The following is a 26,392-nucleotide window of genomic DNA, read 5'->3' as shown; positions in this document are numbered from 1 at the left end:
GAATTTTAGAGTGTGCCGCCGATAGGTTGCTTGCGGCGGCCTATGTAGCCTCGTTTTTCCTGCCGGAACAGGCCTCCGGGCCGATCTTATAAGGTGAACTTATGGCTTCGGCCCTTGCGCCGATCCGGCCGGCCCGATAGCGCTGGGACCATGACCTCCCCTTACACCCTCGTCTTCGATCTCGACGGCACGCTTGTGGATACGGCGCCCGACCTGATCACCGCGCTGAATTTCGTGCTCGACCGCGAAGGGCTGCCGCCCGTGCCGATGGCCTCGGCCCGCAACATGATCGGCGCCGGCGCCCGCAAGCTGATCGAACGGGGGCTGGAGGCCGAAGGCCGCATGGTCACGCCGGCGGACATGGACCGGATGACGGCGGATTTTATCGCCTATTACGCCGACCACATCGCGGTCGAATCCCGCCCGTTCGAGGGGCTCGAGGCCGCACTCGACCAGTTTGCGGCCCAGGGCCACCGGCTGGCGGTCTGCACCAACAAGCTGGAATGGCTGTCCAAGCGCCTGCTGGACCAGCTTGATCTCACCCGCCGCTTTGCCGCGATCTGCGGCGCGGACACCTTTGGCGTCCAGAAGCCCGATCCGACCATTTTCCGCGAGACTGTGGCGCGCGCCGGCGGAGCGGTCAAAGCCAGTATCATGGTCGGCGATGCCGGAACCGACGTCGGCGTCGCCCGGCGCGCCGGGGTGCCCGTGATCGGGGTCAGCTTCGGCTATACGGACGTGCCGATCGCCGAGCTGAAGCCGGACCGGCTGATCCATCACATGCGCGACCTGCCGGCCGCGGCCCACAGCCTGATGACTGCCTAGGAACCACAAGCCTCTGAGATAACTGCCGTATTCTACGGAACCCTGCGTTAACCATCTATTAACTATGCGCAGCGCGCCGGTTGCTTGCTTGGAACGACGCTCGTAGGTTCGCCCGGGGATGTGGCGGTTCGTCGCAGTTAGAAGTGGGTGGTCATGCGTCGTGTCATCGCGATTGCGCTAGCGGGAGCGAGCCTTGGCGGCTGCTCCTCGATGTCTTGGGACATGTTCAAATCGGCGCCGCCGACCGTCCAGGTTCGGCTCGAATCCAATCCTCCGGGGGCCGACGCCACGACCTCGCTGGGTGCGGGTTGCAAGACCCCCTGCTCCGTCTCGGTTCCCGCCCCCGACGCGCCGTTCACCGTCGCTTTCGCGCTGCCGAAATATCAGCCGGCCAGCGTGCCGGTGAACGTGATCAAGAATCCCGGGGATTTCACCACGCCCGCCTCGGTCACCACCGACCCGAATCCGGTGTTCGCGGAACTCCAGCCGGCAGTGCCGCCCAAGCCTGTGAAGAAGCCGCACCGGCCGAAGAAGCCGAAGCCGGCCGCAGCCGCCGCGGCGCCTGCGGATGCCGCACCCGCTGCGGCCCCTGCGGATGCTGCACCTGCTGCCGTGGCGGCCTCGCCGTTTCCCGATCCGAACGCAGGAAAGCGCTGATCCAGGCGCTGATTACGTATACCACCCGATTGTCCTAGCCGCGTCCGGTGCTTAGATTGCTTCCAGAGCACCACTGAAGCAAAGGTGCGCCCGTCGCCGTAAGTGACAAGGCATTTGGCAAGGCATCTGGTATGAACGGACCTTCCGCGAGCCCTCTCGCAGCAGCGAGCCCCCGCGACGCGCTGTCGAGCGCGATGACCGATCCGTTCGGGCGGACCATCTCGTATTTGCGCGTATCCGTCACCGACCGCTGCGATCTGCGCTGCTTCTATTGCATGTCGGAAGACATGACATTCCTGCCCAAGGCGGACCTGCTGACGCTGGAGGAGCTCGACCGGCTCTGCACGGCCTTCATCGCCAAGGGCGTGAAGAAGCTGCGGCTCACCGGCGGCGAGCCGCTGGTCCGCCGTAACGTGATGACGCTGGTGCGCTCGCTGTCCCGCCACCTTTCGAGCGGTGCCCTGAGCGAGCTGACCCTGACCACCAACGGCACCCAGCTTGCGAAACACGCCCGGGAGCTCGCCGATTGCGGCGTCCGCCGCATCAACGTCTCGCTCGACACGCTCGATCCCAAGAAATTTCGCGAGATCACCCGCTGGGGCGAGATCGACAAGGTGCTGGAGGGCATCGAAGCCGCGCGTGCCGCTGGGCTTGGCGTGAAGATCAACGCGGTGGCGCTGAAGAACCTCAACGAGGACGAGCTTCCCGACCTGATGCGCTGGGCGCACGGCAAGGGCATGGGGCTGACGCTGATCGAGGTCATGCCGATGGGCGAGATCGGCTCGGGCCGTATCGACCAGTACCTGCCGCTGTCGCTGGTGCGCGCGCGTCTCGCCCAGCAATTCACGTTGACCGATCTGGCCGAGAGCACCGGCGGGCCGGCGCGCTATGTCAGCATTGCCGAGACCGGCGGCAAGCTCGGCTTCATCACGCCGATGACCCATAATTTCTGCGAATCCTGCAACCGGGTGCGCATCACCTGCACGGGCACGCTGCACACCTGCCTCGGCCACGAGGATGCTTCAGATTTGCGCAAACCCCTGCGTGCATCTGACGACGACATGCTGCTTGCGGATGCGATCGACCGCGCCATCGGGCTGAAGCCCAAGGGCCACGATTTCATCATCGACCGCCGCCACGACCGCCCCAGCGTCTCCAGGCACATGAGCGTCACGGGCGGCTGAGGGATTCGCGCCCTCCCCGCCATAAGCTTTTGACTCGGCGTCAATTTGCCCATTTTCCGATTGACGGCGCACAAGCCCGCTGGTTTGGTGCAGCCGCCTTTGCTTGCCCGGCAGCAATAAGCCGGCCGCGCCCCTTTGGCGGTCGCGGTCAAGACGGCAAGGCACGAGGGGAGGACTGACGCCGCAATCGCTCCGGAATATTGTCCGTGCGGTCGCGTGCTTTTCGCACGCCGGCCAGGCGATGCGTGCTGAAGCCTCCCGTAAAGTGTTGGGCCGCGACGGCGACGGAGAGAAAGTAAGATGCGTCCATTGCTGGCGGTGAGCAACGCCATCGACGCCCTCAATGAAAAGATTGGGTACGTCTGTAACATCCTGGTGCTGCTGGCGTGCCTGGTCAGCGCGGCCAATGCCATGATCCGCTATGCCTTCAGCAACTCCTCGAACGGCTGGCTGGAGCTGCAATGGTACATGTTCGCCATCCTGGTGATGTTCGGCGCGTCCTACACCTTCAAGCGCAACGAGCATGTCCGCGTCGAGATCTTCTACCTCACGCTCTCGGAACGCGGCCAGCTCTGGCTCGACATGATCGGCACGCTCTGCTTCCTGATCCCCTCCTGCCTCCTGCTCGCCTATCTGTCCTGGCCGTTCTTCATGCAGGCCTATAACGTCGGCGAGATGTCGGGCAATGCCGGCGGCCTGATCCGCTGGCCCATCAAGTTCGTGATCCCCGCCGGCTTCGTGTTGCTGGCGCTCCAGGGTGTTTCCGAAGTCATCAAGCGAATCGCGGCTCTCCAGGGCTATGTGACGATCGACGCCAAGTACGAGAGGCCGACCCAATGATTACGCTGGAAATGATGCCGCCGCTGATGTTCGGCGGCCTGGTTCTGGCGATGCTGATCGGCTTCCCCGTCGCGTTCACGCTCGCGGCGGTCGGCTTATCCTTCGGCTTCCTGTCCATTTATCTCGGATTCTTCGACCTCAACTTCCTCCAGGCGATTCCCGGCCGCGTGTTCGGCAGCGTGCTTTCCAACGAGCTGCTGCTCGCGATCCCGTTCTTCACCTTCATGGGCGCCATATTAGAGAGATGTGGACTAGCCGAAGACATGCTGGACTCGATGGGCCAGCTGTTCGGCCCGGTCCGCGGCGGCCTCGGCTATTCCGTGATCATCGTCGGTTTCATCCTCGGCGCCATCACCGGCACGGTGGCGGCGCAGGTCATCGCCATGGCGCTGATCTCGATGCCGGTGATGATCCGCTACGGCTACAACATGCGCTACATCACCGGCGTGCTCGCGGCCTCCGGCACGATCACGCAGCTGGTGCCGCCCTCGCTGGTGCTGATCGTGCTCGCCGACCAGCTCGGCAAGTCGGTCGGCGACATGTATCTCGGCGCCTGGGGCCCCTCGGTGTTCCAGATCATGCTGTTCGCCGGCTACACCTTCATCCTCGGCCTGATCAAGCCGAGCCACGTGCCGCCGGTGCCGAAGGAAGCGCGCACGCTGACCGGCTGGGCGCTGTGGAAGAAGTGCCTGATGGGCATCATCCCCTCGGCCGTGCTGATCTTCGTCGTGCTCGGCACCATGATGATGGGTCTTGCGACCCCGACGGAAGCCGGCGCGATGGGCGCGGTCGGCGCCATCGTGCTCGCCGCGATCCATCACAAGGACTTCACCTCGAAGGACCGCATGATCCTGATCGGCGGCGTGATCGCCGCCGGCGTCGGCACCATCGTCGCGATGCTGTTCACCGAGAACCTGGTCTTCAGGCTCTCGTTCGCCGTCACCTATCTCGCCGTGGCCTGGATCTGCATCCAGGCGGCACGCATCCCCGAGCTGCGCGACCTCATCAAGCAGGGCTACGAGTCCACCATGCGCCTCACCTGCATGGTCACCTTCATCCTGATCGGCTCGACCTGCTTCTCGGTGGTGTTCCTCGGCGTCTCCGGCGGCGTCTGGCTCGAGCATCTGCTGACCTCGCTGCCCGGCGGCGTGTGGGGCTTCCTGATCTTCATCAACCTCTTCATCTTCTTCCTCGCGTTCTTCCTCGACTTCTTCGAGATCGCCTTCATCATCCTGCCGATGATCGCGCCGATCGCGCAGAAGGTCCTTGCGCCGGTGGTGGGACCGGACGCGGCGCTGATCTGGTTCGGCGTGATGCTGTGCGTGAACATGCAGACCTCGTTCCTGCATCCCCCGTTCGGCTTTGCGCTGTTCTATCTGCGCGGCGTGGCGCCGAAGGAAGTGAAGAGCTCCGACATCTATTGGGGCGCGATCCCCTGGATCGGCCTGCAGCTGATCATGGTGCTGCTCGTGATCATCTTCCCGATCACGGTGACGGGCCTGCTCGACAAGCCGCTCAACGTCGACCTCGACAAGGTCAAGATCGAGGTGCCGCAGATCGACCTGCCGCCGCTGGATCTCGGACCGCCGCAGAAGTAGCGGCCGCGCTTTCTTCCTTCTCCCCTTGCGGGAGAAGGTGGCGCGAAGCGCCGGATGAGGGGTTCTCTCCGCGCACTCGAATGAGCGTTGGACCCTCACCCGTCTCGCCGCTATCGCGGCGAGCCACCCTCTCCCGCAAGGGAAGAGTGTGAAGTGACCCACACGTGACAAGCAACGCAAACACGGGCATACCCGGCCATCCTCCAACTGATGGACCTCCGCGCATGTCCCGATCGCTCCCTGCTCCGTCGCTCGCCCCATTGATCGCATCGCTCTGGCTGGCATGTGCTGCAACGGTTGCGCATGCGGAACCGATGACCGACGTCCATGCGCTGGCGCAAAAAGAGCAACAGGCGCTGCTCGACACGCTGCGCGACCTCGTCAGCATCGAATCCGGCAGCAAGGACATCGACGGCCTGAACCAGATCGCCGAGCGCGTTGCCGGCCAGCTCAAGCAGCTCGGCGGCACGGTGGAGATTTTGCACCCCACCGACGTCTATCGCCTCGACGACACGCCCGAGACAATCGGCCCGGCCGTGCACGCCGTGTTCAAGGGCACCGGCAGCAAGAAGATCATGCTGATCGCCCACATGGACACGGTGTACCTGAAGGGCATGCTGAAGGACCAGCCGTTCCGCGTCGACGGCGACAAGGCCTACGGCCTCGGCATTGCCGACGACAAGCAGGGCGTCGGGCTCATTCTCCATACCGTGGCGATGCTCAAGAAACTCAACTTCAAGGACTACGGCACGCTCACGGTGCTCACCAATGGCGACGAGGAGATCTCCTCGCCCGGCTGGCGCAGCACCATCACCAAATTCGCCGCGGATCAGGACGTGGTGTTCTCGTTCGAGGGCGGCGGCACCGACGGCACGCTGCGCCTTGCCACCAGCGGCATCGGCTCGGCCTATCTCACGGTGCACGGCAAGTCCTCGCACGCGGGCGCTCGGCCCGAGGGCGGTATCAACGCGCTGTACGAGCTCTCGCACCAGGTGCTGCAGATGAAGGACCTGTCCAAGCTCGAGCAGGGCCTGAAGCTGAACTGGACGGTCTCGAAGGCCGGCACCAACCGCAACGTGATCCCGGCCGACGCCTCGGCCCAGGCCGACGCACGTGCGCTCAAGGTCGCCGATTTCGACGAGTTGCAGAAGGCGCTGCAGGAGAAGATCAAGAATCGCCTGCTGCCCGACTCCAGGGTCGAGCTGAAATTCGAGGTGCGTCGTCCGCCGCTGGAGGCCAACGACGCCTCGCGCCGCGTCGCGGCCTACGGCAAGACGATCTATGGTGAGGTCGGACTGTCTCTCAAGGTCGACGAGAAGGCGACCGGCGGCGGCACCGACGCTGCGTTTGCCGCGCTCAAGACCAGCGGCGCCGTGGTGGAAGGCATGGGCCTGTCAGGCTTCGGCGCGCACTCCAACGATGCCGAATATGTGCAGATCAACAGCATCGTGCCGCGGCTTTATCTGGCCACGCGCATGATCATGGACCTGTCCACGGGCAAGCTGAAATAGCGGCGTCTTCTTCCCTTCTCCCCTTGTGGGAGAAGGTGGCGCGAAGCGCCGGATGAGGGGTTCTCTCCGCGCGCATGACTAAGAGTTGGATTCGCGGAGAGGACCCCTCACCCGTCTCGCCGCTTATCGCGGCGAGCCACCCTCTCCCACAAGGGGAGAGGGTGAAGAAGCCGTCTTCTCCGCCAGCCTAAACCGCAGCGTGAACTCCGCGCCGCCGCCTGGAAGATTTTCCACCGCCACCGTCGCGGCATGATCGTCCGCGACCCCGCGCACGATCGAGAGCCCGAGGCCCGCGCCGTCGCTGCGCTGGCGGTCGGCGCGCCAGAAGCGCTGGAAGATCAGCTCGCGCTCGGCCTCCGCAATGCCGGGGCCGCAATCGCGCACGCGCACCGAACCGTCCTCGCGCACCTCGACGTCGACGGCGGTATCCTTCGCCGTGAACTTGATGGCGTTTTCGGCGAGGTTGAAGATCGCGCGCTGGAGCATCTCCGCATTGCCGTGGATCAGCACCGGCGCGTCGGCGCCCTTCAGCGCGATGTCCTTGTGCTGTGCGATCGCGAACGGCGCGATGGAGCCGACCACCTCGGCGCAGACGGCGCGCAGGTCCGCGGTCTCGCCGGGATCGAGCACCAGGGTGTCGAGCTCGGCGATCTCCAGCAGCTGGGCGACGATGCGGCTCATGCCTTCGATGTCGTCGTGCAGCGCCTGCCTTGCGGCGCCATCGCCCAGCGTCTCGATCCGCGTGCGCAGGATCGTGAGCGGCGTGCGCAATTGATGCGCGGCATCCGCCGTGAACTGCCGCTGCACGCGAAATCCGTCCTCGAGCCGGTCGAGCGCCTGGTTGACGGCGGTGACGAGCGGCATGATCTCGCGCGGGATCTGCTCCGTCGGCAGGCGGATGTCGGTGCGCGCCGGCCCGATATTGCTGGCCTCCTCCGAGGCCTTCCACAATGGCGCGATGGCGCGGCGGAAGATGATGATGTCGGCGGCGAGCAGGATCAGCAGGATCGGAATGGTGATCCACCCGACCCGGCGGAAGAAGTTCGAGATGATGTCGTCGATGATGACGTCGCGATGCGCCAGATCCTCGGCCACGCGGATGCGCACGATCTTGCCGTCGATGATGCGGGTGACGCCGGCGCCGGAAATCGTCTCGGAAAGCGTCGGCGGCGCCGACGCGGCCGCTCCCGTTTTGCGGCGGGACGAAAACAGCAAACGGCCGTCGGCATCGCGGATGTCGTAGAGATAGCGGCCGTAGGCTTCCGAATAGAGGCCCCGCAGGCTGTCCGGCAGGTTGAACGTCAGCAGGCCGTCCGGCGCGGCGACAATGCGCTCGGCCAGCACCTCGGCCTGCGCGCGCATGGCTTCGCGGTGCAGCTGGTCGACTTCGGAATTGAGCAGCCAGAACAGCACCAGCGGCAGGAAGATCGCGACCACCGCGACCGCCACGATGTGCATGAACACGATGCGCCAGATCAACGATTTGAATGTCGGCGATCTGCCATAGGCCCCGGCGGCCGCCACGCTATTTCTCCTCGGACATGAGATAGCCGACGCCGCGGATGGTGTGGATCACGACCTTGGCGCCGTGCTCGGTGAGCTGCTTGCGCAGCCGCGAGACGTAGACCTCGACCGCGTTGGAGGCGACCTCGCCTTCGAGCCCGAAGATATGGTCCTCGACGTTCTTCTTCGGCACCACCCGCCCCTGCCGGCGCAGCAAAATCTCCAGCACCGAGGTCTCGCGCGCGGAGATGATCCGCGGCTGGTCGTCGACGAAGATCTGGCGGCTTTCGGTGTCGTAGACGAGATTGGCAAGGCGCAACGAGCGGCCGAGCAGCTGGCCGGGCCGGCGCAGGATCGCCTCCAGCCGCGCCACCAGCTCCTCCATGGCGAACGGCTTCGCGAGATAGTCGTCGGCGCCGCTGCGCAGGCCGCTGACGCGGTCCTGCAGGCCGCCGCGCGCGGTCAGCACCAGCACCGGCAGCGGCTCCATCTGCCGGCGCAGCTCGCGCAGCACCGACAGGCCGTCGCCGTCGGGAAGGCCGAGATCGAGGATCATCGCAGCGTAGCTGACGCTGCTGACCGCCTCGCGTGCCTCGGCCGCGGTGCTCACGATGTCGCTCTGGTAGCCGGCGGCCGACAGCCCGGCGGCAACGAGCCGCGACAGCTCGACATTGTCCTCGACGATCAGAAGGCGCATCGCAGTCCCGCCGGATGTTCCGGTGCAAACACGGCTCGCGCCGCATCTTCGCTCTCTTCCACCATTCCGGCCGCCTCGGCCAGCGAAAAAGCGCGTGGCAGGTTCGCCCGCGCCCCCTGTCAGGTTCGTGTAAGCCGATCTGGGCACGTTCCCATGATGGTTTACTCGATCACCTCATCCGCGCCGGCAATGACTGCTGCGGAGAACGGATGGCCGAGCAGTTTCGCTGCCTTCAAATTGACAACGAGCTCCACCTTCGTGACGAGCTGAACCGGAAGATCGGAAGGCTTCTCGCCCGACAGAATGCGTCCGGCATAGATACCCGCGCGACGGTGCGACTGCACGAAATCTCCTCCGTAGCTCATCAAACCTCCAGCCACGGGAAAGTCCCGGGTCTGCGTGATTGCGGGCAATTGATATTTCATCGCGAGAGCCGCCAGCCGGGCACTGCGAAATGCAAAATAAGGGTCGGAGGTAAACACAACTCCGCCTGGCCCGTCCCTGGCAACGGCCGCGAACACGGATTCAAATTCATCCTCCTTGCTTGCGCTATAGATCTGCAGTTGAACCCGCAGGGTTTCTGCGGCCGCCTGAAGCTTCTGCAATTGTGATGGTGCGGTCGGACTTGTCGGGTTGGCGACCACCGCCAATCTGGTCGCCGTGGGCAACAGGTCGCGCATCAGCTCAAGCCGCTTTGGCGACACATCGACGCTCAGGCTCGATACCCCCGTGATATTTCCGCCCGGCCGCGACAGGCTGTCCACCACGCGTAGCTGAACGGGGTCGCCGCCCATCTCGAACACGATGGTCTTGGTCGTACCCGTACCCTTCGCGGCAAGTGCCACGGGAGCGCCGCCAGGAGCCACGATCAGGTCTACATTTCTGGCGACCAATTCGGCAGCCAGGGCTGGCAATCGAGAATATTGTCCGGCGGCCCACTGAAAGTCGATCGCCACATTGCGCCCCTCGACGAAGCCGGCTTCCTCCAGTCCCTGTCGGAAAGCCTCAAGTCGACTGCCAAAGAGCTCGGGTGACTCCGGGCAAAGATATCCGATGACCGGCATGGAGGGCTTCTGCCCATACGAGACGGTCGTCCACGTCGCGGCGCCTGCCATCCAAAGAAGAAAATCACGCCGTCTGGCGCGTCTGCGTAGCGTTGCTGCTTCAGAGTTGGCGCACCTCATGCCCACGGACCCGCTGCCGTCAGCCGTTTGCCGGAGCATAGTCCCGGATACGCGGACAGTCTCTAGCGGATTGTGCCGGGCATCCCGCGGCCACTCGGCTCGAGAGCCTCGAAGGATATTCCGAAGACTGGAATGGCTTCGTCAAATCCTTTGATCTCGCGGCCCCCGAGATCCTCAACGGGCCGCCTGCCCTTGACGTCGGCGGCGACTTTGGCGTCGATCAGGATTTCCTTGTCTGCGGCAGATGCGCACAGCCGGGCCGCAAGATTCACGACGCTTCCAATGGCGGTGTAGTCGAGCCGGTCCTCGTATCCGATCCGGCCGACAGTCGCCGGCCCGCTGGCAAGGCCGATTCCGAAACCAATGTGGTAGCCACGCGATCGCCAGCCGGCGATGAGGGCTTGTACGTTCGTCTGCATGTCGATGGCGAGATCGATGGCTCTCAATGCAGGCTCTACGACCGGGACAGGTGCGTTCACCAGCACCATCAGTCCGTCTCCGGAGAAATTGATCAGCGTTGCCTCGAATTTCGTGATGACCCTGCCAAGGCTTTCATAATATTCCGACAGTACGCTCATGACGTCCTCGGGCGCGGCGCCTGCTGAAAACGCGGTGAACCCCCTCAAATCGCAGAAGACAACGACGACTTCCGTACGGCGGCCGTCCAGCACGCTGTCATCGCCGGCTCGATCGACGAGATCGGCGACCTGGGGGGCAAGGAACCGCTTGAGCTTGGCGATGCGCTCCTGGTGCTGCTGCGCCAGCGCCAGCTCGGACGCCATTCTGTTGAAACTGTTTGCAAGACGCTGGAACTCGTCCCCGGTGTGGATCGAGATGCGGTGGTCGAAGGACCCGGCACCAATCCTCTCCGTGCCCTCCTCGAGCAGCTTGATCGGCTCCGTCATCCGGTGCGCCAATGCATAGGCAAGTATCCCTGCGAGCATGGTGCTGATTGCGAGGAGCATTGCCGTCCGCCACAGGGCGGAATAGATCGGTGCGTAAGCTTCGGATAGCGGCTGCACGACCACGACTGTCCAGTCGGGGCCCTGTACGGGAGCAGCGCTGGCGGCAACATAGTGTCCTTGCGCATCCCGGCTCGTTGCGAAGCCCGCTTTCGACCCTATCGCGTCCCGCACAGCCCGAAATGGCTTGGAGGTTGCTTCCTCCGCCCCGCGGAGCACGAGGCTGATGTCGGGATGGGCGATCAGGCGACCCGATCGGTCCAGGACGAAGGCGGATCCGGTCTTTCCGACCTTGATCGCCGAGATCACGTCCCAAATCAGCTTGAGGTTCACTTCGGCTATGACTGCGCCGACAGCCGGCCGGTTGCCGGCAATCCCGACCGTCAAGTACGGTTCGGAGCCTCGATTGTAGCTGACGTCGCTGAACCAGATCTGAGCTGCGCGGGCACCAACCAGGGCGGGATCGGCTGATCGGTCCGTGCGGCTCTCGATACGATTGAGGCCGATCCGCGAGATGTAGAGACGCTCCAGGCCATTGCCGTCGAGGAGTGTGAGACTGACGATGGCGGGCGCTTGTCGAAGCAGGCGCAACGCGTCGGTCCGCCGGCGTTCGTCGAACTCGTCACTCCATGGAAGCTGAACCAGCCAGCCAAGCTGACTCGTGATGCCGTGGATGAAATCGTGAATTTCGGCGGCCGCGGATGCGGACTGGAGGCTAAGCCACTGGTCGAGCCTCGCGCGCTGATCGCGATAGCCGAACCACGCTTCAATAACGCCGTTGAATGCAAGTGGGATCGCGACAGCCACGAAAAGCGCGAACAGATATTTATGAAAAAGGCCGCGAAACCGATCCTGAGGAATCATGATCCGGTCTCCTGATAATCACATAAATACAATGAGCCAGAATAACATGTCGCTCCGCCGTCGGGTGGAGTTCATTCGAACCCGAGCGTACCGGTGCACCCTTCGCGCTTTCTAGGGCGGACCAGCCACGCGGTCCGGCGACAAATTGGCGCCATGGCTGAATTGTCCGCCGATGTCAGCCTCCGGCTGACTGGCCTTCGCGCCGCACGCCGGCTTTTGACCGCCCTGAACGGGCGTTGCTGCCGGGCAGACGTAGCATGCGCCGCAGCCACGTTGATCTAGGTCAAGCATCACCCCCGCCTTTGGCCTCACGTCATGTTCAGCCCAATTTCAGGCGGCGACGTCGCCCTTCAGTTCGCCGGCGTCCGGCAACTTCCGGCTCGGCGTCGCATTCTTCCAGTGGCCTCCTCTCCCTCCTGATCCTGCAGCAGGCTTACTGGGGGGTCGTCGACGAGGACCTTGCTCATGATAACAATTCCAGAACTGACGTCCCAGGCGCTCGGTGCGTTCCTCATCTCGGAGACAAAAGGCCGCTTCGGCTCATCGCATGCCAGCTTGCCGGAATTGCTCCCTTACGCGGCGAAGCTGGCCCTGGAATGTATCGGCAACAGCGATGCATTGTATCACAACGTGGAGCACACCCTGTTGGTCACGCTGGTGGGGCACGACATCCTGATCGGCCGCTCACTTCTGAGGCAAACCACGGCCAGCGATTACGCTCACTTTATCCTGGCCTGTCTGATCCACGACATCGGCTACGTTCGGGGCGTCATCTACGGAGACCAGGAGGGCGCCTATGTCGTTGATGGTACCGGCCGAACGGTTGAGTTGCCGGTCGGCTCCTCCGATGCAGCGCTTGCGCCCTATCACGTCGATCGCTCAAAATTGTTCGCGGTGGAGCGCCTCGACGCGGTCGACCAGATCGACGCCGCGCGCGTTGCCCAGGCCATCGAATATACCCGCTTTCCCTATACAGACGCACCAACGAGCGAACTCAAGGATGATCTGGACGAGGAAGAAGGTTTGTTGCTGCGCGCCGCTGATCTGATCGGCCAGCTCGGCGATCCGAACTACATGAAGAAATCAAATGCGCTCTTCTATGAATTCGAAGAGATAGGGCTCAACAAATCGCTCGGATACGCCACACCCGCGGACGTGGTGCACAAATATCCGCAGTTCTACTGGACCAAGGTCGCACCGCAAGTCCCGACGGCGATCCGTTATTTGAACGTAACCTCGAGCGGAAGACAATGGATCAGCAACCTGTATGGCAATGTCTTCCGCGCCGAGCGAGAGGTTAGACTATCTGGTCCGCAGCTGTAGATCGGTATTCGGCTTTTGACTCGGAGCGGACGGCCGGACAATCATTGTGCATCTGGTCGCATTCGTAGGAGACGACCAAAGCCGCCACACCGCCCGAGCAGGTGAGAGAGTCGATCTCCGCGCTTGCTTTCGAGAGCATATGCACGAACTCTCAGATGCTTGCCTCTTGGCGCTTGCGAGGTTCAGTGCGGTTGACAAGACATGCAAGGAGCGGCTCAGCCAAGAGTGCGCGAGCGTTGTACCCGGACAGGGCCGCCTCGAGTCTTGCCATATTGCGAACCACATTGGTAACGCCCGCTGTCCCATTTGCGGCATTCGCGCACAGTTGATGCGCTCAAGAGATAGGGGCAACCTGAGCTTGCATAGTGAAGGAGTGTGCGGTCATGAAGTTAAAGCACAAGATCGTACTGATCACAGGAGCGGGCCGAGGCCTGGGCAAGGGCATCGCGAAAGCCTTCGCCGACCAAGGCGCCAAGGTTGTCGTCAACGAGCGCGAGGAGAAGAACGCGGCCGATACCGTGGCGATGATCAAAGGCGCGGGTGGCGATGCAATCCCCATCGGCGCGGACATCTCGTCCAGCAAGGACGTGGAGAACATGTTCGCCAAAGCCGTAGAGCACTACGGCACGGTCGACATTCTGATCAACAATGCCGCCATCACGCCCTCCAGCGACGCAAGCCGAAAGGCCCGGGCCGCATTCCTCGAGATGATCTCGACGCCTATCGAGAAACATTCCCTTGAGATCACCAAGAACATCGACGACGCCGAGTGGAACCGGATCATCAACGTCAACCTGACCGGCGTCTTCTACTGTACCCGCGAAGCGCTCAAGATCATGGAAGCCAAGAAGTACGGCAAGATCGTCAACATCGCCTCGATCGCGGCTGTCTCCGGCATGTCGTTCCATAGTCCGCACTACTCGGCGTCGAAGGCCGGGGTGGTCGGCTTCACCCGCTCGGTCGCGCTCGAGGTGATCGGCGCCAACGTCAACGTCAACTGCATCGCCTGCGGCGGGATCCTGACAGAGTCCTGGGACGCTGCATTCAAGGCCATGGGCAAGGAAACGCAAGCCCGCCAGTTGCAGATGATTCCAGCCGGACGCATGGGCAAGATCGAGGAATACGCTTCCCTTGCAGTCTATTTGGCCAGCGACGACGCCGCCTACATCGTCGGCCAAACCATCAACATGAACGGAGGCGTCGTGACCTAACCCGGCGCCGTCGATCGACGGATCCGCCCCCAATCAGCGCAGGAGTTCGCCATGGCTCTTTCGACCGCGACGCTGTCTGCCCAGGAGCACGCCATACAGCAAGGGACCAAGGTTCTCCACGGCGCCGCATCGGACCGCGTCGTTCGCATATTCGAAGGCATGCGCGCCTACGGTCCGCCCCGCGTGGCACTTGAGCGCTCCGTGCTGTTCACGGAAACCTTCAAGGCCACCGAATCCCAGCCGCTCGTCCTGCGCTGGGCGAAGGCGCTGAAGCACTACGCCGAGAGATCGACGGTCGCTATCCTCGACGACGAGCTCATCGTCGGGCGGCCGAACACCTGGCTCGGGCGCTGGGCCATCGTGTACGCCGAGCTCGACGGCGCGATCATGCCCGACGGCGTCAAGGAGTTCAAAAAAAACAAAGGAAAAATCGGCGAAGTGGTCGTGATGGAGGACGACGAGCGGATCATCGACGAGGTCCTAACGCCCTACTGGACGGGCCGCGACTACGCCTCGAACTTCCACGACGCGATCCCCGAAGAAACCCGCTTCATGATGTACGGGCCAAACCCCAAGGACATCCTGACCATGACTTGCGTCGTGGTTGCGACTTCGAACCAGCGGCACTCCCAGAACTGGACGCCGGACTGGAACAAGCTCCTCACGCTCGGCTGCAAAGGCATCCGTGAGCAAGCCAAGGCCAGACTAGCGGCGCTCGATCATCCACGCGACGCCATCCACAAAGAGCCGTTCCTCGAGGCCGTCATCATCACCTGCGACGCGATGAAGATCTGGTCGGAGCGCTACGCCGCGGCGGCCAAGGAGAGGGCTGCGACGGAACCCAATCCAAAACGCAAGGCCGAGCTCCTGACCATCGCCGACATCTGCACCCAGGTCCCGGAGAACCCGGCGCGCCTTCCACGAAGCCCTCCAATCCCAGTGGTGGGGCCAGATGTTCAACCGCATCGAGCAGACCAGCTGCGCGATGGGCCAAGGCCGCATGGACCAATATCTGCTCCCCTATTATCAAAAGGATCTCGCAGAAGGCCGGCTGACGAAGGAGGCGGCTCAGGAACTGCTGCAATGCCTGTGGCTGCAGATGTCCCAAGTCACCGAGATCAAGATGAATCCGGTGGCCGCCGCCGGGACCGAAGGCTTCTCGCAGTTTGTCGACGTCTGCCTCGGCGGGCTGACGCCCGACGGGCAGGACGCTACCACCGATCTGTCCTACGCCATCCTGGAATCCGTCCGACCGCTGCAGATTACGGCGCCCGACGTCTGCGTGCGCATCCATGCCAACACGCCGGAGAAGTTTCTGCATGCCGTGGTCGACGCCATCAAGGACGGCAAAGGATATCCGAAGCTGCTCAATGACGAGATGGTCATCCCGTTCTACCTGGCGAATGGCGCCAGCCGAAAGGAAGCCAACGACTGGAACATCTCGGGCTGCTGCGAGAACCGCCTCATCAACCGCGAGACCAACGTCACGGCCAACGGTGGCTTCAACTACGGCTCGGCGGTAGAGACGACTTTCCGCAACGGCAGGCTCAAGGTCTGGAAGGATCTGAAGTTCGGGCTAGAGACTGGCGATCCCCGCGCCTGGACCAGCTTCGATGACGTCTGGAAGGCGTTCGCGGCGCAGGTCGAACATCTCGTCCGGCACGCGCTGACCCAGCAGTATGTCGCGCTGAAAATGGCCGGCAATTATTTCGCTTCGCCGCAGACTTCGATGCTGCACGACCTCGCCATGGAGCACTGCCGCGACCTGCACAGCCACGGCGACTACATCCCCGGAGGGCTCGACCACTCCTGCCTGGATACGGTCGGCAAGGGCACCGCGGTCGACAGCCTGGCTGCCGTCAAGCACCTGATCTTCGACACCAAGCAGTTGACGTGGGACCAGCTTCTGCAAGCGATCGAGAGCAACTGGGAAGGCAACGAGGCGATCCGGCAGATGTGCCTGAACGCGCCGAAATACGGCAACGGGGTCGACTGGGTCGACAGGATCAGCCTGGCGATCGATCACCTCCTCCTAGAATTGTTGAGGAAGTATCCGAAACCGAACGGCCAGTGCTTCATCCTGCGCTGCATCCCCATCACGTTCCACGTCCCGCTCGGCAAGGTTACCTGGGCCACCCCCAACGGCCGCCCAGCCCACGAATATTTGTCGGAAGGCATCTCGGCGTCGCACGGCATGGATCTCAAGGGCCCCACGGTGGCGTTGACGTCCATGGCGCATGGGCGCGACACCAGCTATCGCGAGAAGGGCGGCGAGCTCATCAACATGAAGTTCGCTCCCGGCAACGTCGCCGGCGAGGAAGGCACGCGCCGGCTGATGCAGATCGTCCGCACCTGGTCCAACCTCAAGCTTTGGCACGTCCAGTTCAACATCCTGAATCGCGAGACCCTGCTGGCCGCGCAGAAGGATCCGGAAAAGTACCGCGACCTCGTCGTCCGCATCGCGGGCTATTCCGCGTACTTCGTCGATCTCTCTCCGTCCCAACAGGCAGAGATCATCGCGAGAACCGAAGAGGCCGCCTGAACGCAACGGGTAGCAGATGAGCACCTCCGCGAGGCGAATAGCGATCAATTCCGGCGGGGCTTATGTTCCCGGCTGGAGTGCCGTGGTCGCAGGTGCCGTGGTGGCCGCACACGAACTGGATTGGGAAGTCTTCGCGATCAACAACGGCTACGAAGGGCTGCTGTTCAGCGATCGTTATCCCAACGGGGGGCTGACCAGGCTGACACCCGATTCCGTCGAAGGCCTCCTCAGTGGCGGAGGCGACCTGACGACCTCGCGCGTCAATCCGTTCCAGGTCCGAACGGTCGACGATGACTACGTCGAGGAAATGGACCGATCCGACGACCTCCTGGCCTCGGCAGGACGCGAACGGATCGACGGCGTCATCAGCGTCGTCGGCCGTCGCGCCATGAGCGTCGCCTGGAAGCTGGAGCGGAAGGGGCTCAAGACGATATGCGTTCCGGAATCCGTCGAGAACGACGTCGCGGCGACCGCGTACTCGTTCGGCTTCAATTCCGCGCTGGAATTCACCATTGAACTGCTCGATCGAATCCGCACGGCGGCGCGCGCCGGGCACAAGATCGCGGTGGTCGAGATACTCGGCGAACACGCCGGCTGGCTGGCGCTGCAGGCCGGCATCGCGGCGCTCGCGGACGCGATCCTCATTCCCGAAATTCCCTACGACTTGGATCGCGTTTCGCAGCGCCTGCTCGACCGCGGCCGTCACCCTGCGCTTGTCGTGGTGGCGGAAGGAGCTCGGCCGGCAGAAGACGGCCGATCCGACACTGCCAAGGACGAAGCCATCGAGGCAAGGAGGCGCGCCCTGTCGCCGGGCTCGACGGCGCAGGTCAGCGGCCAAAGAGTGATCAGACGTTCCGGAGCGGCCGCCGAAAGCGTGGCGCCCGAATTGCAGCGGCGCACCAACATCGAGACGTTCTCCTTCGTGCCGGATCAGCTGCTTCGCGGCGGGAAACTCACCGCGGTCGACCGGCAGATCGGCTTGGCCTATGGGGCCGCAGCAGTCCGCGGACTGAACGAGGGCCGCAGCGGGGAGATGGTCGCATTCAAGCCGCCGCATCTGGCCTACGTTCCGCTCGGCCAGGCCGTCAACGGCATCCGGACGGTCCCGCCCGCCAGCGAGTTCATGGTCGCGGCGCGGGCGCTCGGCATCTGTCTCGGCGATCACGGAGCCGCCCGATGACCAACAACGTCGCGTCTGACGGACCGCCCAAGGGCCTGGTGGTCAACATCCAGCACTTCTGCACCGAAGACGGGCCCGGGCTTCGCTGCACCGTGTTCCTGAAGTTCTGCTCGCTCCGCTGCAAGTGGTGCTCCAACCCGGAGACGATCGGCAGGCTGCCGGAGCTCGCCTACAACATGAACAAGTGCATCGGCGCGAAGGCGTGCGGCCGCTGCCTTCACCCGCCGGCGCCGGAAGGCGCCATGTACGTCGTCGACGGCCTGGACGACCGGATCCACGTCAACTGGGACCTCGCCAGCGAATGCGGCGAGGAAACGGCGTCGGTCTGCCCCACCGGCGCGCTTTACCTGTTCGGCCGCGAGATGACCGTGGACGAGGTCCTGAACGAGGTCGAGCAGGACCAGGCGTTCTTCGCGGATTCCGGCGGCGGGATCACGGTGAGCGGCGGCGAGTGCATGCTCTCCCCCGACTTCACCGCGGCGCTCCTCGAGGAAGCCCACAACCGCGGCATCAACACCGCTGTCGAGACTGCGAGCAACGTTCCGTACGCCAACATCGAGAAGGTCGCGCCACACGTCGACTACTACTATCACGACATCAAGAGCATGGACGCCGAGCGTCACAAGAAGTGGTCCGGCGCCAGCAACAAGCGAGTGCTCGACAACCTGAAGCGTCTCTACGAACAGTTTCCCGACAAGAAGTTCATCGCGCGAACCCCGGTCATTCCAGGTGTTAACGACAGCGAGGAGAACATCCGCGCGACGCTGGATTTCATCCGACCTCACCCGAACGTCATCAAATACGAACTGCTGCCGTACCATCGCTTCGGGCAGTCCAAATACGGCTTCCTGGGCCAGAAGTACGAACTGGAAGATTTCCCGTCGTTGCCCGAGGAAACGATCGTCCGCCTGCGCACCATCGTGGACGAGGCGTTCGGCCGGAAAGGATGGTCGGAAGTCAACGACCCGCTGCAACCGCCGGGCAGCGCCACGACAGGATAATCGCTGCTTCGGATGGGAACAGGCCGATGACCGCCACCGAACTACTGACGCCCCTGAGCATAGCTCTGGTGTTCGCCATGGCCATCACGGCAGGCTTGAAGGTCGGTATCGATGAAATCGTGTCCTCGCTCGGACGCACTCGGCTGATCGTGTTGGGGCTCGTGGCGAGCTTCATCTTGGTGCCGCTCATCACGGTCGTCCTGCTCCACCTCTTCCAGGCGCCGCCGCTGGTCTCCGCCGGCTTTCTCATCGTCTCGGTGTGCGCCGGCGCACCGTTCTCGGTGCCGGGTACCACAGTTGCAAAAGGCGATGTGCCCTACGCGGTCGACCTGATGATCATCTCGGCTGCGCTGTCGGCCATTTTGGCGCCGCTCCTGCTGGCGCTGCTGCTCGCCCGGCTTCCCGGCGCCGGCTCACTTACCATCGACTATTTCGGTATCGCCAAGACGCTGCTGATATCGCAGATCATTCCGCTGGCTCTCGCGCTGGCCTTCCATCACTGGAAGCCGGACGTTGCCGCGCGGTTGGCGAAGCCGATGGAGATGGTGCAGAACCTGCTCGTCGTGGCCGTCGTGGTGTGCGGCTTGATAGCGCAATGGAATCAGCTCGCGAAGTTCAGCCTCTGGGCGTTCGGGGGCATGCTGCTGCTGGTTCTGATCGGCACGCTCGTCGGCTGGATCCTCGGCGGGCCGGAAAAGGAAACGCGCAAGGCGCTCGCTTTCAGCACCCCTCAGCGGAACACGGGCATCGCCATGGTGATCGCAAGCGCCAATTTCGCCGGAACGCCCGCCGTCACGGTCACGGTGGTTCTCGCGGTGTTTCTGACGCTCAGCGGGCTCATCATGCAGTTCGTCCTGCGCAGGCTGTAAGGCGGCAGTTGGGAATGGTCATCGTAGCGGTGCTGACGCCAGCATTATCACGTCTGCATTAGGACCATCGCAGACGTGGCGTGCTCGATGCGAATTTCGACTTTTTACGGATAGCGGACCTCTGCAAGCGACAGGGCGACACTGGCTACCGGCCTTAAGCTGACCTCGTACGGTGCTCCTGAAAAGCGGCTCTGAGTTCGGCCAGTTGGTCGCTCGTTGCTCCCAGCTCTGCGTCGGCTCGATCTGTGAGCAAGTCGACGTAGGCAATCGGCTGATCGAACTGGCTCGCTGTGAAGTCGTACCGCCGCCCTTCGATCCGATTGTAGAAATGATCGCCCGCCGGCAGACGCGTCTTCAGCAGCTCGCCGCCGAAGAGTTCGTGAACGAGCAGCGCCGTGACGTTGCACTGCCCTGCCGCGGGATTGTTCGGCGTCCATTGGCTGGAAGTCGACAGCGACCATGCCTTGCGCAGCGCGCTTTGAACTTCATCGGGATCGAAGCTCATCGTCACCTCACGGGGTCGGCACCGAAGATCAATTTCGGATTATACGATGTTAGCTTTTTGCCACTGTTTTGCCCGACGTGTCAAACGGGTTCGTTGCTGGGTCGAGCCCCAACTCCATCCACCCGTCATTGCGAGCGTAGCGACTTGTCCGCCGAAGCCTCGGCGAAGGCGGAAGCAATCCAGAGTCCATCCGCGGTGACAGCCCGGATTGCTTCTTCCCAAGGGCTCTTCACAATGACGATGCGGGAACGGACGCGCGGCAAATGACGATGTCATTCCAGATGCCGCGATCAGGCAAAATCGCCGCGTTGGCCCCGGTTGCGCGACGATTGCCCCTTCCCGCTGATTTGCCCCAACGGTCCAGATGGTTGGCAGCATTTACAGGGCAACCTGCCCTCACCCTGCTTCTACTGTGCATGGGGTTGTTTTTCATATTTTTGTTTGGGCGGCCGCTGGCGGCAAAGAAAAAGCCCGGCCTCGCGAACGAGGCCGGGCTCTGTCGTCTTGCGACGTTTCGAAAGATCAGCCGCGGGTGCGCGAGCGGATCATGAAGCTGTCGTAGGTGTATTCGGCGACCTGCCACCACAGATATTCGTCGGAGCGGTAGGCCTGCATGGCGTCGATCGACTTCTTGAAGTCGGGGTTCTTGGCCGAGATCTCGCCCCACAGCTCGTTGGTCGACTTGAGGCAGGCCTCGAGCACTTCGTTGGTGAAGGGACGAAGCTGGGTGCCGCCGGCGACCAGACGCTTCAGCGCCGCCGGGTTCTGCATGTCGTAGCGCGCGGCCATCCAGCTGTTGGCGTTGGCCATCGCGTTGGTGAGGATCGCCTGGTAGTTCTTCGGCAGCGAATTCCACTTGTCCAGGTTGGTGAAGGCGTGGACGGTCGGACCGCCTTCCCAGAAGCCGGGATAGTAGTAGTACTTGGCGACCTTGGCGAAGCCGAGCTTCTCGTCATCGTAGGGGCCGACCCACTCGGCGGCGTCGATGGTGCCCTTCTCCAGTGCCGGATAGATGTCGCCGCCGGCGAGCTGCTGCGGCACGACGCCGACCTTCTGGAGCACCTGGCCGGCGATGCCGCCGATGCGCATCTTGAGGCCGGAGAGGTCCGCAACGGTCTTGATCTCCTTGCGGAACCAGCCGCCCATCTGGGTGCCGGTGTTGCCGCAGGGCTGACCGATCACGTTCGACTTCTTGAAGAACTCGTTGCCGAGTTGCTCGCCGCCGCCCTGGTACCACCAGGAGTTCTGCTGGCGCGCGTTGAGGCCGAACGGCACCGAGGCGTAGATCGCCCAGGTCGGGTCCTTGCCGACATAGTAGTAGGAGACGGTGTGGCACATCTCGACCGTGCCGTTCGAGGTCGCATCGAGCGCCTGGAGGCCGGGGACGATTTCGCCGGCGGCGAACACCTGGATCTGGAATTTGTTGTCGGTCATCTCGGCGACGTACTTCGCCAGCTGCTCGCCACCGCCATAGATGGTGTCGAGCGACTTCGGGAAGCTCGACGTCAGGCGCCACTTGATCTCGGGCATGGACTGCGCGATCGCCGGCGAGGCCACCGCGGCGGTCGCCGCCGCGCCTGCTGCCGACACTTTCAGGAAATCACGACGCTTCATCTTCAGGTCTCTCCTTGTTGGGGCGTTTCCCCTAAACTTCCTCGTTGTCGCCGCTCGTTCCGGCGACGCGTTTTTGTCGCGTCGAACCGAAGGGGCTTGACTGCCGTGGCCTTTAACACGGAAGCCCCGCTTTCGGAACGCGACAATGGCATGACGGGGCTCTACGAAAGTCGCATGTCCCCAAAAGACCGGCTCAGGCCGCGGCGATAACGCCTTTGAGCTGGTCCCGGACCTGCCCCGCAATGGCGCGATAGATCGCCGCATGAGGACCGTCCGGCTCGCTGTCGACCACGGGATTACCGGCATCCGAGGTGGCGCGAATCGCCATGTGCAGGGGGATCTCGCCCAGGAACGGTACCCCGAGCTTCTCGGCCTCGTGGCGCGCGCCGCCATGGCCGAAAATGTCCGATTTCGTGCCGCAATGCGGGCACTGGAAGTAGCTCATGTTCTCGACGATGCCGAGCACGGGCACGTTGACCTTCCTGAACATCGCAAGCCCCCGCCGTGCATCGATCAGGGACAGGTCCTGCGGGGTCGAGACGATCACGGCGCCCTTGAGCGGTACATTCTGCGCCAGCGTGAGTTGGGCATCGCCGGTGCCCGGCGGCATGTCGACCACGAGCACGTCGAGGCTCCCCCATGCGACGTCGCGCAGCATCTGCGTCACCGCCGACATCACCATCGGACCTCGCCAGATCATCGCGGTCTCTTCCTCCACCAGGAAGCCGATCGACATGATGGCGAGGCCGAAACGCTTGAGCGGAATCATCTTGCGCTCGCCGTCCAGCGCCGGCTTCTCGTGCAGGCCCGTCAGCCGCGGCACCGAGGGGCCGTAGATGTCGGCATCGAGCAGCCCGACCCTGAGGCCGAGGTCGCGCAGGCCCAGCGCCAGGTTGAGCGCTGTGGTCGACTTGCCGACGCCGCCCTTGCCCGAGGCGACCGCGATCACGGCGGCGACACCCGGAATCTCGGACTGGCGCGCCATCGGCGATTGGGCGCCGCCCTGCGGCGGTGGCTTGTGGGCGTGGACCGGCTGCACGCCCGGCGTGCCGCGGCTCGGCGTTGGCGGCGGAGGTGGTGTCGCACCCGGCTTGCGCTCGGCGGTCAGCGCCACCATCACGGTGGTGACGCCGGGAATGGCGCGCACCGCGGCCTCGGCCTCGGCCCGGACGGATTCCCAGGCCCGCGCCTCGGCGGCATCGACGTTGATCGAGAAGAACACCTTGCCGTCGGCCGCGCTGATCGCGCTCAGCACATTGGCATTGGTGAGCGCGACCCCGCGGGGCGACTTGATCCTGGCGAGGCTGTCGAGAACCTGTTGCTGCGTCACGCTCAAAGCGCATCTCCTGAACAGAGCATGATCCGGAAAAGTGTGGAGCGGCTTTCCGATCAGATCACGCTCAAGGCTTGAGGATGCCCCATTAGAGCGGAAACGGCCAAAAGGCTACTGCTTGCCGATATCGTCAGCCATCTCCGCGGGGGCAGCCCCCTGCTCCGCAGCGGCCTCGTAATTGAGCTCGATCATGACCCCGTTGGGGTCGTGGACGAAGATCTGCCAGAGGTCGCCGCCGGGCACCTGGCGGGAGTCGAATTTCATGCCCTTGGACGTCAGCCGCTGCTTCATGCCGTCGAAACCGCGGCTGACGAAGGCGACATGGTGGACAACGCCGGAATCCGGCTTTTGTGGCTCCGAGGTCGGGGAAATATCGACGAGGTGCACCACCGCCTTGCCCTCGCTGTACATCCAGGCCCCCGGGAAGGCGAAATCGGGCCGGGCGCCTTTTTCCAGGCCCAGCACGTCCTCATAGAAGCGGACCGTCTCGGCCAGATTCCGGGTCCGGATGTTGAAATGATCGAGGACACCAACACTCACGCCGCCCATGCTTTCGCTCCCTTTTTTTATGTAGGACCTTAAGTCCCGCCATCCTAGCACAGGCGGCTGCCAAACGAAGCCGTTGCCCTCTGGCCTCAAGGGTTTATGGTGCGCTCCTAATCCGCCCTCATAGCGGAACCAGGCGCCCCCTCGCCCGGCAAAAACCGTAAAACCCAAACTACGGACAAGGTACCACACATGGCTAAAGTCGCTTTCCTCGGTCTCGGCGTGATGGGCTTCCCCATGGCCGGACACCTCGTGAAAAAAGGGGGCCATGAGGTCACCGTCTACAACCGCACCGCGGCCAAGGCGAAGGAATGGGCGGACAAGTTCGGCGGCAAGACGGCTGCGACCCCGAAGGCCGCGGCCGAGGGCCAGGATTTCGTGATGTGCTGCGTCGGCAACGACAACGATCTGCGCGCGGTCACGATCGGCCCCGACGGCGCGTTCGCCGGCATGAAGAAGGGCGCGACCTTCGTCGATCACACCACCGCCTCCGCCGAGGTCGCACGCGAGCTCGATGCGGCCGCCGCGAAGGCCGGGTTCAAGTTCATCGACGCTCCCGTCTCGGGCGGCCAGGCCGGCGCCGAGAACGGCGTGCTGACGGTGATGTGCGGCGGCACGCAGGACGCCTATTCCGGCGCCGAGCCGGTCATCACGGGCGCCTATGCGCGGATGTGCAAGCTGCTCGGGCCCGCCGGCTCCGGCCAGTTGACCAAGATGGTCAACCAGATCTGCATCGCGGGTCTGGTCCAGGGCCTCTCCGAGGGTATCCACTTCGCCAAGAAGAGTGGCCTCGACGTCGCCGCCGTGATCGAGACCATCTCCAAGGGCGCAGCGCAGTCCTGGCAGATGGAGAACCGCTACAAGACCATGAACGAGGACAAGTATGATTTCGGCTTCGCGGTCGAATGGATGCGCAAGGACCTCTCGATCTCGCTGGCCGAAGCCCGCCGCAACGGTGCCAATCTGCCGGTGACCGCGCTGGTCGACCAGTTCTACGCCGAGGTCGAGAAGATGGGCGGCAAGCGCTGGGATACGTCGAGCCTGCTCGCGCGCCTTAACCGCTGACACCTGTCGAACTGATCCCGCCTTGCTGATCGCGATCGCCGTCATCTTCGTTCTGGCCTATGCGGCGATCGCGCTCGAACACCCGCTCCGGATCAGCAAGAGTGCCACGGCGCTGATTGGCGCCGGGCTGCTCTGGGCGATCTACGCGGCCACGATCGGCGACCACGCCATGGTCGGCCGGCAGATCGACGAATCCGTCGTTTCCACCGCGCAGATCGTGTTCTTCCTGATCGGCGCGATGACCATCGTCGAGGTGATCGACGCCCACGACGGTTTCGAGGTCATCACCTCTCGCATCAGCACGACCAGTCAGGTCCGCCTGATGTGGCTGATCGGCTTCGTGACCTTCTTCCTCAGCGCGATCCTGGACAATCTGACCACCACCATCGTGATGGTCTCGCTGATCCAGCGGCTGATCGCCAGGCGCGACGACCGCCTGCTGTTCGCCTCCCTCATCGTCATCGCCGCCAATGCCGGCGGCGCCTGGACCGTGATCGGCGACGTCACCACGACCATGCTGTGGATCGGCGGGCAGATCACGCCGTTGAAGATCATGGGTTCGGTGTTCCTGCCCTCGCTGGTCAATCTGCTCGTGCCGCTCGCCTTCATCAGCCTTCTGGTGAAAGGCAAGACCATCGCGCCACCACCCAAGGACGACGGAGTTCAGCTCGTCGGGTCGTTCGAGCGCAATCTGATGTTCTATCTGGGGCTCGGCGTATTGATCGCCGTGCCGGCCTTCAAGGCGGTCACGCATCTGCCGCCCTTCATGGGCGTGCTGCTCGGGCTCGGCATCGTCTGGCTGGTCGGCGAGGTCGTTCACCGCGACAAGGACGAGCATGTTCGCCGGCCGCTGACGCTCGCGCATGCGCTGACGCGGATCGACATGAGCTCGATCGTGTTCTTCCTCGGCATTCTGCTGGCGGTCGCCTGCCTCGAGCATGCGGGCCTCCTGTCGATGCTGGCGCGCTGGCTGGAGGCGACGATTGGCCGCCAGGACGTCATCGTCGTCGTGCTCGGCCTGCTCAGCGCCGTCATCGACAACGTGCCGCTGGTGGCGGCGACCATGGGCATGTACGACCTCGGCCACTACCCGCCCGACAGCTTCCTCTGGGAATTCATCGCCTATTGCGCCGGCACCGGCGGCTCGATCCTGATCATCGGCTCGGCCGCGGGCGTCGCCGCCATGGGGCTCGAGCGGATCGAGTTCCTCTGGTACGCCCGCCGCATCGCCATCCCCGCGCTCGCGGGCTATCTGGCGGGCGCCGTGGTCTACGTCGCCCAGCATGCGGCGCTGCACTGACCGGCACTACGCGCATTCAAAATTAACGCCGGGTTAACGTAATTCTTTAGCTCCTTAAGTCACCTCTTAAGGATTTCT

At 63.6% G+C, this 26,392-nt stretch carries 22 protein-coding genes and 1 pseudogene; 15 read left to right on the top strand and 8 right to left on the bottom strand.

From position 1 onward, the window contains the following. Positions 1–150: 150 nt before the first annotated feature. The 6 genes from IVB46_RS24480 (at position 151) to IVB46_RS24455 (ending at position 6,615) form a co-directional block, all read left to right on the top strand. On the top strand, positions 151–825 hold the full coding sequence (locus tag IVB46_RS24480) for an HAD-IA family hydrolase (RefSeq protein ID WP_063984022.1): 675 nt from the start codon (positions 151–153) through the stop codon (positions 823–825). A gap of 153 nt (positions 826–978) precedes the next feature. Next, the gene (locus IVB46_RS24475; RefSeq protein WP_135214417.1) at positions 979–1,482 is read left to right on the top strand and encodes a hypothetical protein; all 504 of its coding nucleotides are present in this window, start codon (positions 979–981) and stop codon (positions 1,480–1,482) included. Between the two features lie 131 nt (positions 1,483–1,613). Beyond that, the gene (gene moaA / locus IVB46_RS24470) at positions 1,614–2,666 is read left to right on the top strand and encodes a GTP 3',8-cyclase MoaA (protein WP_071915174.1); all 1,053 of its coding nucleotides are present in this window, start codon (positions 1,614–1,616) and stop codon (positions 2,664–2,666) included. Positions 2,667–2,966: 300 nt separating this feature from the next. Continuing rightward, positions 2,967–3,506 (top strand): TRAP transporter small permease subunit, encoded by a 540-nt coding sequence (locus tag IVB46_RS24465; protein ID WP_014496195.1) that lies wholly within the window; start codon positions 2,967–2,969, stop codon positions 3,504–3,506. Continuing rightward, positions 3,503–5,104, top strand: a complete 1,602-nt coding sequence (locus IVB46_RS24460; RefSeq protein WP_166352235.1) for a TRAP transporter large permease subunit — start codon at positions 3,503–3,505, stop codon at positions 5,102–5,104. Before IVB46_RS24465 ends, IVB46_RS24460 begins: the two co-directional genes overlap by 4 nt. A gap of 224 nt (positions 5,105–5,328) precedes the next feature. Beyond that, on the top strand, positions 5,329–6,615 hold the full coding sequence (locus tag IVB46_RS24455) for a M20/M25/M40 family metallo-hydrolase (protein ID WP_247307006.1): 1,287 nt from the start codon (positions 5,329–5,331) through the stop codon (positions 6,613–6,615). 123 nt (positions 6,616–6,738) lie between these two features. On the opposite strand, the gene IVB46_RS24450 is transcribed toward IVB46_RS24455, so the two are convergent. The 4 genes from IVB46_RS24450 to IVB46_RS24435 form a co-directional block, all read right to left on the bottom strand. Then, positions 6,739–8,139, bottom strand: a complete 1,401-nt coding sequence (locus tag IVB46_RS24450) for an ATP-binding protein (protein ID WP_247307004.1) — start codon at positions 8,137–8,139, stop codon at positions 6,739–6,741. 1 nt (position 8,140) lies between these two features. Continuing rightward, positions 8,141–8,815 carry a response regulator transcription factor gene (locus tag IVB46_RS24445; protein ID WP_028146749.1) on the bottom strand — a complete coding sequence of 225 codons (675 nt, stop codon included), beginning with the start codon at positions 8,813–8,815 and terminating at the stop codon, positions 8,141–8,143. 161 nt (positions 8,816–8,976) lie between these two features. Then, positions 8,977–9,879, bottom strand: coding sequence for an ABC transporter substrate-binding protein (locus IVB46_RS24440; RefSeq protein ID WP_231144575.1), 903 nt, complete (start codon positions 9,877–9,879; stop codon positions 8,977–8,979). Between the two features lie 182 nt (positions 9,880–10,061). Continuing rightward, positions 10,062–11,825 carry an adenylate/guanylate cyclase domain-containing protein gene (locus IVB46_RS24435; RefSeq protein WP_063984029.1) on the bottom strand — a complete coding sequence of 588 codons (1,764 nt, stop codon included), beginning with the start codon at positions 11,823–11,825 and terminating at the stop codon, positions 10,062–10,064. Positions 11,826–12,290: 465 nt separating this feature from the next. Here IVB46_RS24435 and IVB46_RS24430 point away from each other — a divergent pair, with 465 nt between their 5' ends. The 7 genes and pseudogenes from IVB46_RS24430 to IVB46_RS24400 all read left to right on the top strand — a co-directional run bounded on the left by IVB46_RS24430 (position 12,291) and on the right by IVB46_RS24400 (position 19,951). Further along, complete coding sequence (locus IVB46_RS24430; protein WP_063984030.1) at positions 12,291–13,148, top strand: hypothetical protein; 858 nt, start codon at positions 12,291–12,293, stop codon at positions 13,146–13,148. Positions 13,149–13,531: 383 nt separating this feature from the next. Next, positions 13,532–14,359, top strand: coding sequence for a 3-oxoacyl-ACP reductase family protein (locus tag IVB46_RS24425; protein WP_247307001.1), 828 nt, complete (start codon positions 13,532–13,534; stop codon positions 14,357–14,359). 51 nt (positions 14,360–14,410) lie between these two features. Further along, positions 14,411–16,418: pseudogene (locus IVB46_RS24420) on the top strand (pyruvate formate lyase family protein); the annotation flags it as partial. After that, the gene (locus tag IVB46_RS24415; RefSeq protein WP_256468638.1) at positions 16,398–16,901 is read left to right on the top strand and encodes a glycine radical domain-containing protein; all 504 of its coding nucleotides are present in this window, start codon (positions 16,398–16,400) and stop codon (positions 16,899–16,901) included. The pseudogene IVB46_RS24420 and the gene IVB46_RS24415, both read left to right, overlap by 21 nt. A 16-nt stretch (positions 16,902–16,917) precedes the next feature. Continuing rightward, the gene (locus IVB46_RS24410) at positions 16,918–18,081 is read left to right on the top strand and encodes a 6-phosphofructokinase (protein ID WP_247306997.1); all 1,164 of its coding nucleotides are present in this window, start codon (positions 16,918–16,920) and stop codon (positions 18,079–18,081) included. Continuing rightward, positions 18,078–19,082: a glycyl-radical enzyme activating protein gene (locus tag IVB46_RS24405; RefSeq protein ID WP_247343656.1), complete on the top strand. Its 1,005-nt coding sequence runs from the start codon at positions 18,078–18,080 to the stop codon at positions 19,080–19,082. Before IVB46_RS24410 ends, IVB46_RS24405 begins: the two co-directional genes overlap by 4 nt. A gap of 26 nt (positions 19,083–19,108) precedes the next feature. Beyond that, on the top strand, positions 19,109–19,951 hold the full coding sequence (locus IVB46_RS24400) for a bile acid:sodium symporter (protein WP_247306991.1): 843 nt from the start codon (positions 19,109–19,111) through the stop codon (positions 19,949–19,951). 154 nt (positions 19,952–20,105) lie between these two features. Here the strand turns inward: IVB46_RS24400 and IVB46_RS24395 are convergent, their stop codons facing one another. The 4 genes from IVB46_RS24395 to IVB46_RS24380 form a co-directional block, all read right to left on the bottom strand. Continuing rightward, positions 20,106–20,456, bottom strand: coding sequence for a hypothetical protein (locus tag IVB46_RS24395; protein WP_247306986.1), 351 nt, complete (start codon positions 20,454–20,456; stop codon positions 20,106–20,108). Between the two features lie 522 nt (positions 20,457–20,978). Then, positions 20,979–22,070, bottom strand: coding sequence for a TRAP transporter substrate-binding protein DctP (locus tag IVB46_RS24390; protein WP_014496209.1), 1,092 nt, complete (start codon positions 22,068–22,070; stop codon positions 20,979–20,981). Between the two features lie 193 nt (positions 22,071–22,263). Continuing rightward, complete coding sequence (locus IVB46_RS24385) at positions 22,264–23,406, bottom strand: Mrp/NBP35 family ATP-binding protein (RefSeq protein WP_247306983.1); 1,143 nt, start codon at positions 23,404–23,406, stop codon at positions 22,264–22,266. Between the two features lie 108 nt (positions 23,407–23,514). Beyond that, the gene (locus IVB46_RS24380) at positions 23,515–23,952 is read right to left on the bottom strand and encodes a VOC family protein (protein ID WP_063984035.1); all 438 of its coding nucleotides are present in this window, start codon (positions 23,950–23,952) and stop codon (positions 23,515–23,517) included. 189 nt (positions 23,953–24,141) lie between these two features. On the opposite strand from IVB46_RS24380, the gene IVB46_RS24375 reads away from it, so the two are divergent. Beyond that, positions 24,142–25,014 (top strand): NAD(P)-dependent oxidoreductase, encoded by an 873-nt coding sequence (locus IVB46_RS24375; RefSeq protein ID WP_247306979.1) that lies wholly within the window; start codon positions 24,142–24,144, stop codon positions 25,012–25,014. A 22-nt stretch (positions 25,015–25,036) separates the two neighbouring features. After that, entirely contained in the window at positions 25,037–26,314 is a 1,278-nt protein-coding gene (nhaD, locus tag IVB46_RS24370; protein WP_166094080.1) for a sodium:proton antiporter NhaD, read from the top strand. Positions 26,315–26,392: the final 78 nt, after the last annotated feature.

It is taken from the genome of Bradyrhizobium sp. 61 (assembly GCF_023073075.1).
Classification (GTDB): domain Bacteria; phylum Pseudomonadota; class Alphaproteobacteria; order Rhizobiales; family Xanthobacteraceae; genus Bradyrhizobium; species Bradyrhizobium barranii.
The sequence above is the reverse complement of the archived record's forward strand: the minus strand, read 5'-3'. Positions and strand labels throughout refer to the sequence as shown.